Source organism: Nostoc sp. TCL26-01 (assembly GCF_013393945.1).
GTDB lineage: Bacteria > Cyanobacteriota > Cyanobacteriia > Cyanobacteriales > Nostocaceae > Trichormus.
The window spans coordinates 1,443,579-1,463,929 of sequence record NZ_CP040297.1 but is presented as its reverse complement, the minus strand read 5'-3'; the positions used below and the strand labels follow the sequence as shown (position 1 = coordinate 1,463,929).

General features: G+C 40.4%; 14 protein-coding genes and 1 pseudogene. 10 read left to right on the top strand and 5 right to left on the bottom strand.

The genetic code is table 11. From position 1 onward, the window contains the following. The first annotated feature begins 43 nt into the window (after positions 1 to 43). Together FD725_RS06230 and FD725_RS06225 are read left to right on the top strand one after the other, a co-directional pair. Positions 44 to 205, top strand: a complete 162-nt coding sequence (locus FD725_RS06230) for a hypothetical protein (protein ID WP_179047321.1) — start codon at positions 44 to 46, stop codon at positions 203 to 205. 223 nt (positions 206 to 428) lie between these two features. Next, positions 429 to 1,193, top strand: a complete 765-nt coding sequence (locus FD725_RS06225; protein WP_179047320.1) for a circadian clock KaiB family protein — start codon at positions 429 to 431, stop codon at positions 1,191 to 1,193. A gap of 10 nt (positions 1,194 to 1,203) precedes the next feature. Here the strand turns inward: FD725_RS06225 and FD725_RS06220 are convergent, their stop codons facing one another. Beyond that, positions 1,204 to 1,503 (bottom strand): type II toxin-antitoxin system VapB family antitoxin, encoded by a 300-nt coding sequence (locus FD725_RS06220; protein WP_306296893.1) that lies wholly within the window; start codon positions 1,501 to 1,503, stop codon positions 1,204 to 1,206. 612 nt (positions 1,504 to 2,115) lie between these two features. On the opposite strand from FD725_RS06220, the gene dnaK reads away from it, so the two are divergent. Then, positions 2,116 to 4,020, top strand: coding sequence for a molecular chaperone DnaK (gene dnaK, locus FD725_RS06215; protein WP_179047319.1), 1,905 nt, complete (start codon positions 2,116 to 2,118; stop codon positions 4,018 to 4,020). Positions 4,021 to 4,214: 194 nt separating this feature from the next. Here the strand turns inward: dnaK and FD725_RS06210 are convergent, their stop codons facing one another. Continuing rightward, positions 4,215 to 5,216, bottom strand: a complete 1,002-nt coding sequence (locus FD725_RS06210; protein WP_179047318.1) for a serine/threonine-protein kinase — start codon at positions 5,214 to 5,216, stop codon at positions 4,215 to 4,217. Positions 5,217 to 5,445: 229 nt separating this feature from the next. Beyond that, the gene (locus FD725_RS06205; RefSeq protein WP_179047317.1) at positions 5,446 to 6,354 is read right to left on the bottom strand and encodes an alpha/beta fold hydrolase; all 909 of its coding nucleotides are present in this window, start codon (positions 6,352 to 6,354) and stop codon (positions 5,446 to 5,448) included. 246 nt (positions 6,355 to 6,600) lie between these two features. On the opposite strand from FD725_RS06205, the gene FD725_RS06200 reads away from it, so the two are divergent. Next, the gene (locus FD725_RS06200; protein WP_179047316.1) at positions 6,601 to 8,610 is read left to right on the top strand and encodes an S-layer homology domain-containing protein; all 2,010 of its coding nucleotides are present in this window, start codon (positions 6,601 to 6,603) and stop codon (positions 8,608 to 8,610) included. Positions 8,611 to 8,734: 124 nt separating this feature from the next. Here the strand turns inward: FD725_RS06200 and FD725_RS06195 are convergent, their stop codons facing one another. Next, the gene (locus FD725_RS06195; RefSeq protein WP_179047315.1) at positions 8,735 to 9,742 is read right to left on the bottom strand and encodes a mechanosensitive ion channel family protein; all 1,008 of its coding nucleotides are present in this window, start codon (positions 9,740 to 9,742) and stop codon (positions 8,735 to 8,737) included. A 274-nt stretch (positions 9,743 to 10,016) separates the two neighbouring features. On the opposite strand from FD725_RS06195, the gene FD725_RS06190 reads away from it, so the two are divergent. Next, positions 10,017 to 10,934: a histone deacetylase gene (locus tag FD725_RS06190; RefSeq protein WP_179047314.1), complete on the top strand. Its 918-nt coding sequence runs from the start codon at positions 10,017 to 10,019 to the stop codon at positions 10,932 to 10,934. A 163-nt stretch (positions 10,935 to 11,097) separates the two neighbouring features. Here the strand turns inward: FD725_RS06190 and FD725_RS06185 are convergent, their stop codons facing one another. Beyond that, complete coding sequence (locus FD725_RS06185; protein ID WP_179047313.1) at positions 11,098 to 11,727, bottom strand: restriction endonuclease subunit R; 630 nt, start codon at positions 11,725 to 11,727, stop codon at positions 11,098 to 11,100. Positions 11,728 to 11,824: 97 nt separating this feature from the next. On the opposite strand from FD725_RS06185, the pseudogene FD725_RS33095 reads away from it, so the two are divergent. The 5 genes and pseudogenes from FD725_RS33095 to trmL form a co-directional block, all read left to right on the top strand. After that, a pseudogene (locus tag FD725_RS33095) lies at positions 11,825 to 11,926 on the top strand (histone deacetylase); the annotation flags it as partial. Positions 11,927 to 12,003: 77 nt separating this feature from the next. Further along, positions 12,004 to 16,497 carry a translation initiation factor IF-2 N-terminal domain-containing protein gene (locus tag FD725_RS06180; protein ID WP_179047312.1) on the top strand — a complete coding sequence of 1,498 codons (4,494 nt, stop codon included), beginning with the start codon at positions 12,004 to 12,006 and terminating at the stop codon, positions 16,495 to 16,497. After that, positions 16,475 to 17,323 carry a hypothetical protein gene (locus tag FD725_RS06175; protein ID WP_256871862.1) on the top strand — a complete coding sequence of 283 codons (849 nt, stop codon included), beginning with the start codon at positions 16,475 to 16,477 and terminating at the stop codon, positions 17,321 to 17,323. The genes FD725_RS06180 and FD725_RS06175 overlap by 23 nt, the downstream gene beginning before the upstream one ends. Before the next feature lie 456 nt (positions 17,324 to 17,779). Beyond that, positions 17,780 to 18,919, top strand: a complete 1,140-nt coding sequence (gene gshA / locus FD725_RS06170; RefSeq protein WP_179047311.1) for a glutamate--cysteine ligase — start codon at positions 17,780 to 17,782, stop codon at positions 18,917 to 18,919. Positions 18,920 to 19,186: 267 nt separating this feature from the next. Further along, positions 19,187 to 19,648 (top strand): tRNA (uridine(34)/cytosine(34)/5-carboxymethylaminomethyluridine(34)-2'-O)-methyltransferase TrmL, encoded by a 462-nt coding sequence (trmL, locus tag FD725_RS06165; protein ID WP_179047310.1) that lies wholly within the window; start codon positions 19,187 to 19,189, stop codon positions 19,646 to 19,648. The last annotated feature ends 703 nt before the right edge of the window (positions 19,649 to 20,351 follow it).

The window sequence follows — 20,351 nt, the reverse complement described above, 5'->3', positions numbered from 1 at the left end:
GAAACAGCAAGCAGCCTATCGCTCACCGGAGAGGAGCGATGAGATGAATGCCAGCGAGTTGATGATTCCACCCCAGAGTCGAATTCTCAGCGTAGCTTGGAACAGCGCTGGGGTGGATGATAGCGAACGAGCGTTGGAAGGAGCAAATTCCGTGGTATATTTGAGTCATCTTGACCCTCATTGCCATAAGCGAAAACCAAGCTAACAGGTACAGGTTGCAAGAAAAAGTATGAGTCTTAGAACGACTCCTGCCTTTGGAAGGAATGCAAGACCAGGAGAACTTCGGTTCTGGCGGCAATTCCCGATCAATTGGGAAGCCCACACCATACCGTAGGTCAGTGTGTTGTGGTTCACATACAGTAAAGAGTGAAAGGTAAAAGCAAAATTGTTTACTTTTCTCAAACATACTGTTAAGTTTTGTAACCTTTGTGACTAAAACTACTCCAGATGACTTAACGATACCTCGGTTGTATAAAGGTATTGCCTTGTTTACACCAGGAGGTGATTTAATTTATTGCATCGACCCTCATAAGCAGGGTCGATGGCATTCTCATTTGTGTGGTGCGTTGCAGGAAATTTTGGATTTACCAGAACCACCGCATTTTTTAGTTCCTTGTTACACAGCGACTATTGACCACTGGTTAGATCATCAAACTCAGCAGGTAAGAACTTTTGCGGAAGCGTATCCCGCAGTGCTTAAACATCAAGTCATACTCAACGCTATTTTTAATACGGGTGATTTGGTTTGGCAACCAGCCCCGTGGGAAGATGGTTTGTGCGATCGCATGGTTTTAGGAACCTATCGTGCTGCATTTCCGCAATTATGGGAAGATCATGACTTAATTGTGAATTTAGACCTTTCCGAACAGATAACAAAATATCATCCACCAGTCAAAACAGTTGCCAAAGCGCCACTTAAAACCTATGTTTTGCGTTTGTTTGTGGCTGGACATAGTGCCAATACAGAACGTATTTTGCAAAATTTGCATGAATTGTTGGAGCGATCGCTCGGATATCCTTATACTATGAAGGTGGTGGATGTGTTAACTAATCCAGAACAGGCAGAAATTGATCAAGTTTCCGCAACTCCCACCCTGGTTAAAGTCTGGCCTCTACCGATTCGGCGGTTGGTTGGCGATTTAGATAATGCAGGTAAAATCTTACAAATGTTGGGAGCTATAGACAAAGTTTAAATCCCAACTTTCATCCTGCTTGCCGTTGCTGTTTATAGTCGTAGTCTGCATCATAGTCGATTTCACCAAACAGTTCCAAAATTTTTAATTGTTTGCGTCGCTGCACATATTCCTGCAACGCTTCTTCAACAACTGCTTGCTCAGTTTGATGTCCGCCCAGCATTAATGCTTGTTGGATCAATGTGTCATCAATTTCGAGATTATTCACCATAGTTTCCCATCTCCACTTACTTCCAATATTCCATCTGAATTTTTGCTGATCAAGTCTGAGCAAAATTCTGGTAGAAGCTTGCACAGTCTTTAATTTCATTATCCAATCCGAAAGCTACTTTGCCTGCAATGATTTCGCAAATCTCGACTGCGAATTTTTATAAAAAAACCTTAGTTTTTAAATGAGGGGCTAAGTTGTTGTGAGAAATTGAGCGATCGCCTGATACTGAGTTGTATTTCATCTCAGGATTAAATGTAAACATACTATATTACAAAATAATTCAGAGACTGGTATGAGTAATTTAACAGAATTAACTGAGCGATCGCTTCATGTATTGCCTAGATATTCTCAGTCAAATTTGGTTTTAAACACCTAAAGACGGCAAACACCACACTAACATTACGGTTGACCCTAATTACTCACAGTATTAATTCTCATAAATTAGACAGAGTGAAAGCAGTTTAATCCATGAATCAACTAAAAACAATTTTTAACATTGACCGTCCTAGACAAGGTTCGGGAAACCACCCTTCATGGACTGGCTATCATTGAAGCTCTCAGTATATATATCAGAATAACTTCGAGTTTCCTTCCCAGGAAGACCAAAGCAAAGGTTATGGATATCGAACTGACTGATTTCAAACTAGTTGGTTCAAAACTTAGTCCTTTATTGTCCCATTCATTTGTAGTTATACGGACCCAGCACCTAAAATGGCAAAAGTAGTTGGAATTGACTTAGGTACAACTAACTCCTGCGTCGCAGTAATGGAAGGTGGTAAACCCACAGTAATCGCTAACGCAGAGGGTTTCCGCACAACACCGTCGGTGGTGGCATTTGCGAAAAATGGCGACACCTTGGTAGGACAAATTGCCAAGCGCCAAGCGGTAATGAACCCAGAAAACACTTTCTACTCTGTGAAACGCTTTATTGGTCGTCGCTATGATGAGGTCACCAACGAAGCTACAGAAGTTTCCTATAAAGTGTTGAGTAGCGGTGGTAACGTCAAGCTAGACTCTCCAGGCGCAGGCAAGCAATTTGCTCCCGAAGAAATTTCTGCGAAAGTTCTGCGTAAATTAGTAGAAGACGCTAGTAAATATCTGGGCGAAACTGTCACTCAAGCCGTTATCACCGTTCCCGCATACTTCAATGACTCCCAACGCCAAGCCACCAAAGATGCTGGTAAAATCGCGGGGATTGAAGTCTTACGGATTATCAACGAACCTACAGCCGCTTCCTTGGCATATGGTTTTGATAAAAAGAGCAATGAAACCATCCTTGTATTTGACCTTGGTGGCGGTACATTCGACGTATCTATCTTGGAAGTAGGCGACGGCGTATTTGAAGTACTAGCAACCTCTGGTGATACTCACCTTGGTGGTGACGACTTTGATAAAAAAATCGTTGATTACCTAGCTGAACAGTTTAGGAAAGACGAAGGTATCGACCTGCGTAAAGATAGACAAGCACTGCAACGTCTGACTGAAGCTGCGGAAAAAGCCAAGATTGAGCTTTCCAGCGTTACCCAAGCGGAAATCAACCTACCATTTATCACCGCTACCCAGGATGGCCCCAAGCACCTGGATATGACCTTGACTCGTGCCAAGTTTGAAGAACTGTGTTCTGACTTGATTGACCGTTCTCGCATCCCTGTAGAACAAGCGTTGCGTGATGCCAAGTTAAGCAAGAATGATATTGATGAAGTTGTGTTAGTGGGTGGTTCTACTCGTATCCCCGCCGTACAACAACTAGTTAAAAGTCTCTTGGGTAAAGATCCCAACCAAACCGTTAACCCTGATGAAGTTGTCGCAGTTGGTGCAGCAATTCAAGCGGGTGTATTGGCTGGTGATGTTACAGGTATCTTGTTGTTAGACGTAACACCCCTATCCTTGGGTGTGGAAACCTTGGGTGGTGTGATGACCAAGATTATTCCTCGCAACACCACAATTCCTACCAAGAAATCAGAAGTATTCTCCACCGCCGTGGATGGTCAAACCAACGTAGAAATCCACGTCCTGCAAGGTGAAAGAGAATTCGCTAACGATAACAAGAGTTTAGGAACCTTCCGCCTCGATGGTATCCCTCCCGCACCCAGAGGTGTACCACAAATTGAAGTCACCTTCGACATCGACGCTAACGGTATCCTCAATGTCACTGCGAAAGACAAGGGTACTGGTAAGGAACAATCCATCAGTATTACTGGTGCTTCCACTCTTGACAAATCCGACGTTGACCGCATGGTGCGAGAAGCTGAACAAAATGCTTCCTCTGACAAAGACCGTCGTGAGAAAATCGAACGCAAGAACCAAGCCGATTCTTTGGCATACCAAGCCGAGAAGCAGTTACAAGAGTTGGGTGATAAAGTTCCAGAAGCCGATAAGACCAAAGTTGAAGGTTTGGTAAAAGAACTGCGGGAAGCTGTAGCCAAGGAAGACGACGAGCAAATCAAGAAGTTGACTCCCGAACTACAACAAGCATTGTTCGCCGTTGGTAGCAACATCTATCAACAAGCCGGTGGTGGTGCTGCGCCTGGTGCTGCTCCTCAAGATGGTGGTACTTCTACATCCTCTGATGGCGGTGATGATGTGATTGATGCTGATTTCACTGAAACCAAGTAATAATCGTACTCAGGTAAGGTACATTAAATTGTACCTACTCAATATTGCCCACTCAAGCTGATCTTGAGTGGGAATTTTTTTAGCGTGGTTAATTAGGCATTAGACATCTGGTAGAAATTAATTTTGCGTTACCTGAAATCCTTGTAGAGACGTTGCACTGCAACGTCTCTACATTCATTTTCACCAGATGTCTATTATCTATCGGTTTCTTGCAATTGCTGGGCTGCACTCTGTTGAGACAGCATTAAATTTGTCCCAGCAATAGCGAGTATGCAGATCATAGCTAACCCGATAAACATAGTCTGTCTTCTCAATTTCACCGTTGTGGTTAATAGTTCAATCATGGTGGGTGTACCAGTGACTTGAATGGGCTGGAGTATGGCTAAAGCATCTGCTGCATGAGCAAACCGATATTGCCATTTGGGTTCTACCATTCCCATTAACCAGGAACGAAAACGTAAATTGAGATGGGGGAGTAATTTCTGACAATGAAAGCGATCGCCATGATCAATTAACTTATGAATATCTACAGAACGGGTATCTGTAAGTAAACATAATAGTGTCGCACCTAAACTATATAAGTCTGAAGCGAAAGACAGAGTATAGCCGGATTCTGCTTCTGGTGGCATAAAACCTGGCGTTCCAGCTACTAGGCTAGTGAGGGGCATTTTTGCACCCTTAACTCTAGCTAAACCAAAATCGACTAAGTAAGCATTGAGTTGTTCATCAACCAAGATATTTTCTGGTTTGATATCGCGGTGAATTATGGGATCAATTTGCTGTTGCAGATACACCAAAATTTCTAAAATTGATATGGCAATTTGCTTAACTTCTTCAGGACTCCAATTGCGTTTTGTCCCCAAAGATAGAGCATTTTTGTACTCTTGCACCAGATAACAACCTGTGGCAGTTTCTAAAGAATTGATGTAGCGAGGAATCCGGGGATGATTGAGTTGTTGCAAGATGTTTGCTTCACGTTGATATGCCTTAAATCCAGACCACTCAACATCTACACTAGCGCAACAAAATTCTTTAATTACTACCTGCTCCCCTGTTTTGCAGTCACAAGCTAGGTACGTAATCCGTCTCCCCTCACTATTCTTTGCCAATTCGCGGATCACTTGATAACCCAAAGCCGAAATATCTGGATGCTGAATTAAGGGGGTTTTCCCTTGATTATTTACATCAAGCTCCATTAAACACCACCTGAGTTTGATTTTGTCAAGGTGAAATCAAAACATTATTCAGTACAACCCAGATTGTTAACGAGGTCGGGAGTGAGGGAGTGCTGAGTGCTGAGTGCTGAGTGAGGGAGTAAGGGAGTGAGGGAGTAAGAATCGCTATTGGCTATTGACTATTGACTATTGACTATTGACCAATGACCAATGACTCTTGCCTATTCCCCTATCCCCTATCACCTGTCACCTATCCCCTATCCCTTATCTTCTGTCCTAACCAGTCAACAATCTGGGTATTAACAACACCTGGAACTTCATCATGGGGACAATGACCAGCACCAGGAATCGGGACAATAGTAATGTCTTTGCCGTTTTCCAGTGCTTTTTCGTAAATCTTTACCCCCGTAATCGGTGTCCACGGGTCGTCAGCACCCCAAATTATGAGTAGAGGACGTTCGACTTGGGGCAATAGTTCCTCTGGTGCTGGGCCAGGTGGTGCGGTGAGGATGGAAGCGAAGACCTGTTGTGCGCCGGGATCACATGAGGGAAGGTAAAGCAGCTCGACAAGTTCATCGGTGACGGCAGTGCGATCGCGGTATACTTGGTAGAGTGTGCGGCGGATTTGGGATTTTTGGCGGATGCGATTGAAGACGAATTGACCTGTAAGTGGCGATCGCACAACACGGTTAAACGCTGACATGACAATCCTTAATGGTGGGTTCAATTCATGGGGACGATGACTCAACCCACCCGCAGAGTTGATTAACACACCACCAGCACTAATTTCGGGATGTTTTGCCAGTACAATTAAGCTTAAAAGTGCGCCAATGGAGTTACCAATAAATACGGCAGGTTCTTGAATATGGGCTGTCCAAAAATCTTTTAATAGTTCCACCCAAACGTCTACACTATACTTAATAGCTGCTTTATCTGAACCACCAAAACCCAAAAGATCCAAGGCAAAAACTCGGTAGCCAGCACTTGCTAAAACGGGAATATTTTTACGCCAGTGTCCAATAGCAGCACCAAAGCCGTGAACTAGCACCAGTGGGCGACCAGTACCCATGACGGTATACTGAATTTTGTAATTTTGCCAAGTCCAAACCAGTTTTTCAAAATTAGTAATTGTGGGTAGCGACTGAGGGATTAAAGTCATTATTAAGATTCCTATACTATTGTTTTATATAGTAAAGCTTTTTATCTCGCAATCATGTGGATGAAACAGCCTCTGAATTGATGCTTCTGTTCTCTACTGTTTCTTGTGATGAATTTGCCAAGATTCTGACTGAGTTGGAGAAATTACGATATTTTCCTAGATGTTAGTTTTATCTTCTCACAGGGATTAATAAGTCGAGGAAATTGTGAATTTTCCTTGTCTTTTAGCGAATTAACCCGGTGCTAGATGAAATATCCACATCAACGTTCCCTATCTCCTTTAAGCAAAGTCTTTCTAGCTGCTGCATCGGTAGCAATTTTCTCTCCCATATTTTCTGTTGACGCTAATCCAGGAATTTCCACCACTGTTAGTCAAAGGCTGGAGAATTCTGCCAAGCCACAACTATTGGCTGATGAATCTCTCAGCAGTGAAGATCATTTACCAGAACCTGTGAAGGTGGCAGTCCTACAAGATATCATTCAACGTACAGGTTTAGAAATCTCAGCTTTACGCATCATTCAGGCGCAACAGCAAACTTGGTCTGATGGTTGTTTGGGTTTAAAAGCAGATGGAGTTTGTAGTCAAGCTATCATGGAAGGCTGGCAAGTAGTTGTTGCCAATAACAAGCAAGTTTGGGTGTATCGTACTGATGATTCTGGGACAGTGACCAAATTAGATGAAGGAGCTACTCAGTTTGTTAATGCAGAAATCATTACTCAACAAACTTCCTCCCAGCAAACGACGAGACGCACCATCACAGCACAACGTAACACCCAAGTCAGTGCTGCTAGCACTTCAGTGAAAACCTCATCGGCTGGTTTTGGTTTGGCTATTTGGCAACCTGCGGGTAATTTTACCGATGTGATTGCGCGTGTTTCCTTCAAGGGAAAACGCCAAAAGGGCTATCTCAAGGAAAGATTCTTGGGTGATTACAAGTATAAGATTAAGCACAAAGCCAAATTTGTCAAAGGGTTAAAAGCAGGCGATCGCGTAGTCATCAGGTTGTATGATCAGCAAAACCGCTTTCTCGGCTACAGCGAATTTGAATTGCTATCGGCATACACGACAGTTAACCTAATTTTGTCTGCCAATCCCATAGAATACCCAGTTGTTCGGACTGTATATGGTGCTGATGCGAACCAAGACGGCACAATTGATAGCAGTAATAACACTTACGATTATTTTACCCAAGTTAGTGGCGACAGGGTGACTTTCTTGAGCAGTTCTCAAACTATCAACGTCAGTCAGTTTCAAGCAGAAGGTTTATCAACAGTTCCCACAAACAGTATTTATCCCACCTCTTTAACGACAGGTGGATTTGCTTTGGTGCGTCAGACAGTTAGTGCTTTTAGTTACAACTTAGCGGAAGCGTTGAAAGTAGAACCCGGTCGCTTAGTAGAAGTCAATGAAGTCAGCGAGGACGGTAATTCTGTTTATAATCTCAGTCAGATGATGATGAGTTACCGAGAGGTGGGTGTTGCTAACGGTATCCAAGTCAAGTTTAGCGATGTTTCTAGCAATCACTGGGCTAAAGATTTTATTTCCGAATTAGCGGCGTTGCAAATTCTCCAAGGTTTTCCCGATGGTAGTTTCCGTCCCGATGAACAGTTAACAAGGGCGCAGTTTGCGGCGATAATTAGTCAAGCTTTTACCAAAGTGAAAGTCCGGAATGCCATTAGCTTTAGGGATGTTTCCACTAGATACTGGGCTTATAATGCCATTCGAGAAGCTTACTCTACAGGCTTTCTCGGAGTAGCTGGTAATAAATTCAACCCAACTCAAAGCCTTTCCCGCTTAGAAGTTTTGCTCACCTTAGCGCGGGGACTTAATTATACATTCAGTGGTTCCACAGAGGCAATTTTATCGACTTATACTGATGCAACCAGCATTCGCAGTGATGTGCGGAATGCGATCGCTGCACTCACCACACGAGGTATCATAGTCAATTATCCCGATGTTCAGTCTCTCAATCCCAACAAGGTCGCTACTAGAGCCGAAGTCAGCGCTTTGATCTACAAGGCTTTAGTCAGCACTGGTGAAGTAGCAGATATATCATCACAGTATGCAGTGGAAAGTATACAACAGCGAGCTGAGGTGAATCAGGTAACAGATATCGACGATGATAACGATGAGCAAAAAGTTCGTCGCAATTGTAACCAAGGTATTGGTAACGGTTCCGAAGGTTGCGATCCCGGTAATTCTCGTCCCCACGGCGGTAGTAACGACGAAGGCGGAAGGACTCCAGGAAGGAGATAATATATGGGTAATGGGTATTGGGTAATGGGTAATTGCTAGAATCCTATTGCCTGATACCATTTCACGTTAATCATGATACACATGAATTATGTAGAGACGTTGCATTGCAACGTCTCTACTGTTTCTAACCATTTTGAACATATACATCTCTAACAGGGAAAGGAATAGAAATACCTGCTTGTTGATAACGCTTATGGAGTTTTTTAATAAATAAATGTTTACCAATGCGTTGGTCAAAATATTCGCTGACGCGCATATAAAGTGTAAAGTCTATACTAAAATCACCAAAACTATGAAATCGAATATAAGGCTCATTCGCAATTAATTCTGGAGCGATTTCTTGCATAACTTCTTTGGCAACTTCTACAGTTACTATTTCCACTTGTTCTAAATCGCTATCATAGCTAACACCAATATTCATGGTTAGGGTAATTTCTTTAGCGGGTAAATGATAGTTAACAAAAATTGCCGAAGCTAGTTTAGAATTAGGTACAATAATTACATTGTTAGAAATTTCTTTAATTGTAGTGTTTCGCCAAGAAATATCTGTAATATATCCTTCATGTCCAGCGTCTAACTTGACATAATCCCCGGTGCGTACTTGCTTAGAAATAATTAAATAGAATCCCGAAAATAAATTAGCTAGTGTGTCTTGTAGTGCTAAACCGACAGCTAAACCACCAATTCCTAAAGTTGTAATAATTGGTGTAATTGCAATCCCCACCGTTTGTAATAAAATTAATCCCCCCAATATTAAAACAGCAGCTTTAGCCAGATTAGAAATGAGTGAAGCTGTAGCTCGTTCTGTTTTATAAGTGTAGATACTGACAAAACCAGCAGTCAGTCTAGCTAAGACTAATGTGACGGAGGATAGAAAAACAATAGTAACAGTTTTTTGCAATAAATTAATAACATCTGGTTTCATGGGAGCAGTAATAATTGCTCCTAATGAGCCTGCCAGTATAAACCAAATCAATGGCATTCGTTGCAGCGATTTAAAAATGATTCCACTTCCGGGGATCTGCTTTTTTACTGCAAATATTTTTAGCTTTTTAAAAATAACTTTTTCACCAATTATTCCCGCAATTAAGCCGGCAATCAGTAATGTTATGGGTAAAATCCAATCGATCATAATCAACTAGTGGCTAAAAGTTAGATTTTGAATATTCTACAGTCTGATGTCATCATCGCCAAATTTCTGGTGCTATGAGTATCAGTTGTTAGTAGAGACGTGCCATAACACGTCTATAATTTGTTTAAACATAGTTTGACCCTTGACCTACTCATGTTTGTAGCAGTTTAAACGAATCTAAGAAAAATCTCATCTGACAAACTCAGCATTATTGTCAGCAAATACTAACTCTTACGGCATATTTAGCATCACGCTTTGGGTAACAATAAATAACATGGAGTTGCCAATTATTTACCACTCGGATTATGTCGCACCACTACCTGATGGTCATCGCTTCCCGATGGCCAAATTTCAAAAACTTTACGAATTGCTGTTAAATGATGGTGTAGCGCAGATAGAACAATTTCACACACCGACTCGTCCACCCCAAGAGTTAATCGAGTTAGTTCATACTCCAGAATACGTACAAGCATATTGTGAAGGTACACTTGAGCCGAAAGTCCAGCGTCGTATCGGCTTACCTTGGAGTCCAGCCTTAGCGAATCGTACCTGTGTGGCGGTTGGGGGGACAATATTGACAGCGCAATTAGCACTCAGTCAGGGTTTAGCTTGTAATACGGCTGGTGGAACGCATCACGCTTTTCCTAGTTATGGTTCTGGTTTTTGTATTTTCAATGATTTAGCGATCGCTTGTCGAGTTTTGCAAAAAATGGGACTCGTGCGCAAAATTCTCATCGTTGATTTGGATGTTCATCAAGGAGACGGTACAGCGTTTATTTTTCAAGATGATGAGAGTGTGTTCACCTTCTCCATGCACTGTGAAGTCAACTTTCCCGGTACTAAACAAACCAGTGATTTAGACGTTTCCTTACCTATTGGTATGGAAGATGATGCTTATTTGCAAACCTTGGCAAAATACTTACCTGATTTATTATCTGACATCAAACCAGACTTAATATTTTACGATGCTGGGGTTGATCCACATATAGGCGATCGCTTAGGTAAACTAGCTTTAACTGACACTGGCTTATTCCGTCGAGAAATGCAGGTTTTAAGTACTTGTATCAATGCAGGTTATCCCGTCGCCTGTGTTATTGGTGGTGGTTACGCTGATGACATGGAATCTCTGGTGTGGCGACACTCTTTGTTACATCGCGCGGCGAGTCAAGTTTTTCGCCAGTATAAATTGTAAGTGAGTCGGTGCGAATATTTATGTGTAGGGTGTGTTGTCGCGCAGCACAACGTACCGTCAACAATTCCAGGTGCGTTAGTCATAACACACCCTACCTCAAATTCATCTTTCTTCTTGTACATTAAATTTTTCTCGCCGACTTACATAGTAATCGTCTGATATGTTAAGCAATGACTAATTGAGTCAGATGTTTTAAAATTCTGGGTACGTCGTACAATTCATTACCAGGATTCCGGCTTAAAAAGCCTTTGGATAAACTATACTGTGGTGGATTTCCTTTGACTAATTTGACAAAAATAAATTCCCCACCACTGGTAATCATGCCAAAACTCGGTTTGTCTGGATATGGATTACCTAACATATAAACGAGAATTTGTGCCAACCCTCTTTCAATCGAATACTCGGCTTGTTTCGACTCGATTACCATCACCCAAAACTGGTCTTTTAAAACTAATGTGTCAATTTTACCCTTGATAATTACGCCTTCATCGTCATTAGCAATTTCTACGGATTCTTCGGCTTTAATATAAAAAGGAGCTATATAAAAATCACCAATAAACAGAATGGGATCTACAATTGCCATTCTCACCACATCTTCCAGCAATGGCGGGTAATTAAGCAAATTGAAATAACCTGCTTTGACCTTATCTAAAAGTTGTTTTTCTAAATCAGTGAGTTCAGGTAAATCTGCTTGCCATTCAGGGAAGAATTGCTCATCTTGAATTAATTCCAGCCCAAAATGATCGATTAAGTAACGTAAGTTGATCTCTTTTGCGGGAATTGTTTGAGTCATGAGCCAATTGTTGCGATAATTTTGTACTAGCCCTCTGATGACATTGTAACCAATATCTCGTGTATGAGCGATCGCTTAGGTAAACTAGCTGTAACTGATCCTGGCTGGGGGTGACGCTGATCATATGGAATCTCTCGTGTGGCGACACTCTTTGTTACATCATGCGGCGAGTCAAGTTTTTCGCCAGTATCAACTTTGATGCAACACGAGTAAAATCAGGAAAGTGACATGGGAAAAAAGTTGCGTATCTGAACACCTGTAAAGGAAAAGAAAGCAGTGGAGAAGCAAAGTAAAATCAGAATTTACGAATTATCCAAAGAATTAAATTTAGATAGCAAAAAATTATTAAAAATTTGTGAACGACTGAAAATCATTGCGAAAACTCAGAGTAGTACAATTTTAGAATCTGATGCGGAACGGATTCGCAGAGCTTTATATAAATTAGCGGCTGCCAAAAGTGATTCTCTAAAAAATAAAATTAATTCTGAAGATTGGAGTTATACGTTTATTGGTTCCACAGTTGATAGTTTACTGCGCCATTTCGACAGTCAAAAAAACATAGCATCCTATTCTGAAGCATGGCAGAAACGAGAGCGTGCTAATGAGTTAATGTTTGAATTTTGTGGTCAAAAATCCTGCTTATTTTACGTGCGTCGTCAAGGTGAAGGAAAAGAAGCCGGGGAACAAATTTGGGAGTTAGTTATTGCCACTGATCATGATGAGATTCCCTTACCCGCCAGACTGAAAGAACTAGGTAAAACTTTAGGATTAATCGCGGCTGTCCAAAAAGATGGGTATGGGGGTTTAAAGATTCTTTCAGCGCAATTACTACCTCTCGCCAGAGGACAAGCTGATGCTTACACTGTAGCTTATCGCTTGCGTCTACTAGCGAATAATCAGCACCAAATTGGGATTCCATTGGCGACGTTAACACGTATCAGAAATATCCCAGTTGGCGGTGATCATGTACCTACAGAAGAACAACTAAAAGCTTGGAAAGTATTTTTACAAGTTGAGGAAAAGATTGCTAAAGCACGTCAGTTTTGTATAGTTTATATCGACTATAATCTTAGTTCTAAAAGACGGCTGAGTTTGACAATCAATATTACCTCAGCCACTCTTGATGGTAATCAAGAAAACTATTTAGATGAAGATAACTTTTGGCAACGAGTTAAACAAGCCAGAAACGAAGAATTAAAGTTATTTAATACTAATCCCGTCGGCAAAAACTGGTATAGTGGTTGTCAGTTAGGAACTATTGAAGAAGTTGATATTAAACGTGGCATTATCAGCGTTAGATTAGAACGTGACTTATCAGAACATATAGCAGCAGAACGTTATCAGATACCAGATAACGGATTTTTATTTTTTCAAGCAGTTGGTGATATCCAACAAATTCAACGTAAGAAAAAAGCTCTAGAAGATTTAAATAACGGTCGCACTCAAAATCCTTACTTGGGTAATTTCTTATTTGCTGCTGCTCAAGCAAGACCAATTAAAAAAACTGTTGAATTACAACCACAAGATTTATTATTATCCTCTGCTAATCCTGGACAGAAAGCAGCAGTAGAAACGGTACTCTCAGCCAAGGATCTTGTTTTAATTCAAGGGCCGCCAGGGACAGGTAAAACTACGGTGATTGCTGAAATTTGTTATCAAATTGCCTTACGAGGTGGACGAACGTTAATTGCCTCTCAAGCTAATTTAGCAGTTGATAATGCTCTGAGTCGCTTAGTTCATAACCCAGTAATTCGTGCTATTCGTAAAGGACGAGCCGAAAAAGTGGGGGAAGAAGGACAGCCATTTTTAGAAGATCAAGTAATTGGTACATGGTTACAAAATACAGCTACTGATTGCGATCATAATCTCAGCCAACGCCGAGAAAATATCCAAATTTTTCGGCAATTACTCACATCATCACCACGATTTACAGATTACTTGAAAGCAGAGACAGAATTTAATCAACAACAGGCACAATTAAAGCAAACTCAGGCAGAATTAGAATTAAACTTCCGCCATCAAGAAGCTACATATCAGGAAAGTGTAGCCAAAAAAAGTGAGGTAGAGTTTTTAAATACAGGATTAGAAACCTTATTAAGTAATACGCAAAATATTAATTGGGAAGCACCAGAAGTTACAAATCTTCTACCATTGCTCAAACCGTACACAGAAGGTCATAGTTTAGTCGATACTTTTTTAGCTCAGGTTCGCACAGCAATTAAATATACTGATGAACTTGGCCTTGTTCGTCCTGGGTGCGGTGCGTTTGGACTTGCAGTTTGGCTGAGGGAAACGGTAGAAGCTAAATTAGCTGAATTGAAAACAACATTTACCTATGCTAGTGATGCAATTACAGCTATGGCAGAAGTTGCATCATCAGCAGAGATTTTTAAACAAAAATCGCATCATCTCCATCAGCTACAAACAGATTATCAGCAATTGCTCACTAAACAACAAAAATTACAGCCAAATCTACAAATTTGGGAAAATCGTCAACGAGAAATAGACTATATCATTTCAGCAGTAACAGAATGGAAGTCCACAGCTTTTTCTACCTTGTATCAAGCCTTGAAAGAATGCCAAAAATCTCACCAGCCATTCACAGAACCTCTGACAGAATTACCATTGGGTTTGTTGATGTTTGCTGGTAGATTAAAAATTACTATTGTGCCAAATCACTATCACCTCAATTTACCAGACTGGGCGCTATTGACAAAAGCCCTGGCTTATGAGATTGAAGGTGGTTTTAGTGACAGACGAGGCAATAAACATAATTTTAGCTATTTTGTTCAGCAAAATTTTAGCCAAACGCCAATGGTTTTGTCAAAGAGCGATCGCACTCAATGGCAAGAAATCTATCAACAGTTTGCTAATTATCAATTACTCAACCAAAATCAACGAAAATTGCTGGTAGAAAATACTCAAATTTTTTTAGTGAGGATGCAACAAACTTATAGTAAAGCATGGGAAATCGATCATCTCGATGCAACTCTCACCCGGATGACTCAAGAGTTATTAGATAGTATCCTAGTCAATGCTCGTAAATGTGTTTTACAAATCAAAACAGAAACTGATCAACAACTCCAATATTTAAAAACACAATTAAGTGAACTTCCCGAAAATAACATTAATCAATCACAAATTGTTGACGTTCAACATCAGGTAGAAATTGCCAGCCAAGATGCTAACACAAAGCTGGAACAAACGGTTAATATCTTGCAAACGCTACAACAACAGCCAAATTCACCTACTAAATTACAGATTTTAGTGGACAAATATTTGACAAAACAATCAAATATTTGGGAACAGTCAGAAGAATTTACTCAGCAAATAAATGCTTATACAAGTGCAATTAATCAGCTTGAATCTCTAATTGTCTCATTAGAACCTTTCACTATTTTGGAGATGATTAAAAAGTCTCTCCAAGAACACCTAGCACAACTAAATCAAACAACAGAAGTGTGTCGGCAAGAACTTGCTCAATTACAGAGCAAAATCAGCGAACTAGCAAAGCAATCTCAACCAAAACCATCTCCTCAGTTAATCAGTGATAGAAAATGGTGGCAGATATTATGGCAAACAATACCCGATAGACTAAAGCATAATTTTAATGCCAATAACTTATTTAACCTAGATTTATTACATAACTTTAAAATCCAGCTTACTGCTTGGCAAGAGCAATTAAAAAACGAAGAAAATTATCTGCATAAATATCAGGATTTTGTACAAGATTGGATTGCCAAAGTCCGAGATCCTTCAGAACGCGATCGCCATGATTTAAGACGGATTTATTTAGACAATTCTAACGTCGTTGGTATCACCTGTGTACAAGCTGCCAGTAAAGATTTTTCGGAAGAATTTAACTACTTTGATGTTGTCATTATTGATGAAGTTAGTAAATGCACTCCCCCAGAACTACTCATCCCAGCTTTAAAAGCTAAAAAATTAGTTTTGGTAGGAGATCATCGCCAATTACCACCCATGCTAGATACTAGCACTTTAGCTGAAGTTGCTGAGGAAATAAACACGACAAAAGCAGAATTGCAATTTTTAGAAGAATCACTTTTCAAAAGTCAATTTGAAACTGCTGATCATAGCATCAAGCAAATGCTCACCACACAATACCGAATGCACCCTAATATTATGGGAGCAATTAATCAGTTTTATGATGATAAACTAGAATGCGGTATCGCCCAGCCGGATATTAAACGCGCTCATAATTTATCAGGAAAAATCATTCAACCAAATCATCATTTAGTTTGGGTGACAATGCCGAAATCAAATGATTTTCAAGAACAACGAGAAGGAACTTCATTTTTTAATCATCAAGAAATTGATGCGATTGACAATCTCTGTCAGCAATTTGAAAATACTTGGTCTGAGCATATTATTAATGGTGAACCCCAAAAAGAAATAGCTGTGATTACTTTTTATGGCGCACAACTGAGAAAAATTGAAGAACGTTTACAATCTGAACTTTTCCCCTCATTACAAATTCGCACTGGTACAGTTGATCGATTTCAAGGTATGGAACGTCCAGTGGTTATTGTTAGCATGGTACGCAACAATAGTAAAGGAGACGTGGGATTTGCTAAGAAACCAGAACGAGTAAATGTAGCATTTTCCCGCGCGCAAGAACTATTGATAATTGTGGGTTGTCACGATTTATTTACTCATCAACCAGGTAAAATTGGTCAAATGTATTCCCAAGTATCTGATATAGTCCATGATCATGGAGGCTTGATTGATGTTTCCCGCTTCATCGACTAAACCAATTGATGATATTCTCAAAAATTTAGTCACGGAAATTGAAGCTAAAAATCCCCATTTATCAGTTTTAGCTGCGCGTCAATTCCGCTATAGTTTGCAGCAAACTTTAGTCGAAGTGACGATTAAAGAACCTCGTCCATTTAACGTCCTTGAAGAATTTATTATTCGTGCTGGAATTCAGTTTGAGCCAGCACCAACAGCCGATGAATTAGCATCTATTTTAGGACTTGATCCGGTGTTTGTTCGCAGTACGGTAAAAATTCTCCAAGATTTGCACACCCTCGAACCAAAATCACCGATTACAGTTACAGATGAAGGACGATTATTTTATGAAAATGGCTCAGTACAAAAGCCACCACATTCTACACAAATTTACGCTATTGCTAATCCTTGGGAAGAAAAAATAATTTTTCAGTTGGAACCTTTAAATAGTTTAGTCATTAATCAACCTGACTTAGAAAAAATCCTCAATCTTAATTATCCAGTTAGTGATATTTCTGAGTTATCTATTCAAGAGTTCCAAAACATTATTCAAGATTCTGAACTTGGACTTCACATCCCAGCAGCAGGAAAAATCGTCACAGCATATAAAGTATTACCACCAACTCAAATGATTTGTAAAAGAATATCAATTTTTGTAATCTATGATGTCATCGCAGATAAATTGATTATTCAAGCCAGAAATGGTAAACAAATCTTAGAATCACCATCAAACTTTCTAGAAACCTTACAAGCTGAAGGTAAAGTCAATTTACAAACATTATGTGATCTGTCAGATGAAACTATTAACTTTGAGCGTCAGCTAGCACTCCAGAAAAACAAGTAGAGACGTAGCGTGCTATGTCTCTACTTCTTGACAAGGATTTTTGGTAACTCTGATTTATTATTTATCAATAAAATTGCAACTAGTAGTCCATGTCATTTCATGAGAACATGGAATATGGGTTAGTTTTGCAACTTGATAAATTCTGTTAAACCACGCATAAAAACTATTTAGAGTAATTGGTATTGACTAATAACTAATAAATAGTGACTAGCGCAAGTAAGAGGGAAGGAACTTCATCTGCTGGTACGCTATCGCCGAGATTCCCCATGAAACTGATCAGACTTAACTATTCTGGGCTGTTGGCTATTGACAAATCAGCCATATTGAGCAGGTACTAGTCAAGAAAAGCTCAGTCTAAAGTTGCATAATTCTTAACTTTAAATTAACCCCAATGTCAGTGTAGAAGTTTGTCTAACTCGATACAATTTAGAGGCTGGGAGAGCCGAGGAGAAATAGGTGGTCTTATTAAAAGGCTTTGAAATTGAAATATATACCGGCACACCTCAAGGTGAAATCGTCGGTCTCTCGGACAAAATAGTTGCCGACTTAGACGGGTTTATGCGGGAACCAGATAGCCGCAACGTAGAATACGTAACCGAGCCATTACAGAATTATGAAAGTCTGTTGTGCGCTTTGTTGCGTCCTCGGCGTGTGTTGAGAAACTACCTGAAGCAATTGGGAGACTATACCCTGATTCCAGGTAGCACATTGTCCTTGGGTGGGAGCGATCGCTTTTTCCGTTCTAATCCAGAGAACCCCTATCACGACTATATAGAACAAACCTACGGTACAAAAGTCGTCACCGCTAGCGTTCATATCAATATAGGTATTGATGATCCAGAAGTGTTAATGCGAGCTTGTCGGCTAATTCGCTTAGAAGCACCCCTATTTTTAGCCTTAAGTGCCTCATCTCCCTTCATCGATGGCAAAGCAACGGGTTATCATTCTACTCGTTGGGGATTATTCCCCCAAACCCCCTCTCATGTACCCCTATTTACCAGCCATGCTCATCACATAGAGTGGGTAGAGGAGCAATTGCTAGCAGGGACAATGCAGAACGTCCGTCACTTATGGGTTTCAGTCCGTCCCAATGGCGATCGCCGTCCCTTTGATTTAAACCGCCTAGAACTGAGAATTTGTGATTTAGTCACAGATCCCATCGCCTTATTAGCAATCACAGCTTTATTAGAAGCCCGACTGTTACAAGTAATCGAAAATCCAGATTTAGATCCTCTCACCCAAAGTAAATTTTCCCCAGCAGAACTCGTTAGTATCACCACTAACAACGAAATAGCAGCCGCTAGTGCCAGCCTAGATGCTCAACTGCAACATTGGCAAGACGGTAGGAGCATTTTAGCTAGAGATTGGATTGCTGAACTTGATCGAGAAGTTTGGGCGATCGCCAAAAAACACGGTTTTAGCTGTTTCCTCTCCCCACTGCACAAAATCCTCCGGGAAGGTAACGAAGCTCAACACTGGCTACAACTACATAAAGTCGGCTTTGACAGCCAATGCGTCATTACCCAAGCGATCGCTGCTACTCAAGAACGAGAAATAGAACTGCAAAACAAGCTCTGTTCTCCTCTCCCAGTTTAATAGTGTGAGTCAACACTCATTAGTCAATGGTCAACAAGTAAAGAAGCACAAAGTATCAAGAAAGCAAAAACTAATGACTAATGACCATTGACTAATGACCATTGACCATTGACCATTGCCCTCAAAAAAAGTAAATTTTTCATTTTAAAATTCTAATCAATATGCCTCGCTTGACATTTATTAACAAAACCTATGATTGACCTCTGTCTATTGGTAGATTTTCTCTAATTAATATATATTTTTATACAAATCGCAGTTATACGGACAATGCCCCAGGTAGTTTTAGTTAATCCGCAAATTCCTCCCAATACAGGTAATATTGCTCGTACTTGTGCTGCTACAGACACAGATTTACATCTAGTAGGGCCTTTGGGGTTTGAAATTAGCGATCGCTACCTCAAAAGAGCAGGTTTAGATTACTGGCCTTACGTCAAGCTACACTATCACAAAACCTTTGAAGCCTTTAAGAATCTACACCAAGAACGAGGAGGTAGATTATTAGGGTTCTCTGTTAGGGGCAGTTCTAACTATATCGACTATCAATTTCAAGCTGATGATTGGCTAATATTCGGTAGTGAAACTACTGGTATACCGCCAACAATTCTCTCAGCTTGTGATACTACCTTATACATACCTATGGCTCAACCAGGTGTTCGGAGTTTAAATCTCTCCGTCAGTGTAGCTATCAGTTTATTTGAAGCTCGTCGTCAGTTAGGCTATCTCTTCTAAACCATTAACCAAAATTTAATTCAGTGAAACCACTGACAAAAAATCATTCAAGCTATGGAAAATTTGGTTTTCTAGTAATGATGGGTTCTGCCCATGTCAATCTAATTGTAAAAAATATTACTTTTTTGCTTAAGGTCAACAGTATTTATCCTGAAAAACACTGCAAACTCAGCTAGATTAACATAAGAAATTTGTATATCAAGTTCCATTCAAACGGCAATTTGAATGATAGATTTTGATGAATTAAAATCATCACTTTTTCAGGAACAAAAAGCTTGAAACCCCTTTCTTATAAAGCATTTACCCCCTTTTCGCTCCAGGTGTGTTGTGAAAGAGCCAAAAAAGCGGTTGAGAGTTAATACGGTTGTCTTTTAGGGAATAATCAACGTAAAGTCTCGTGTTGAGAAGACGGATCAGGTGAATAAACCCTGAATATATCTACAGCAGGGGCCGTTGCTTTTCCAGAAGTCTTAGCAGTTTAATTGCTAGTGGCGGCAGTAGACTCGGCAGATGTATAATCTCCAGTCAAAGCAGACAGAGCAAGATCAGCAAAGACAACTGTGGACAGCAGACTGTATGAGGTGTGAAGTGTGAGGCAGACAGGTAAACCCAGCAATCTTTAAGATTTGCTAACAGGTGTGAACTTGTCTAAATCAGAGAAGCAGGTTAATCTTGCGTAAGTATCTCTGGTGAAAGTGATCTT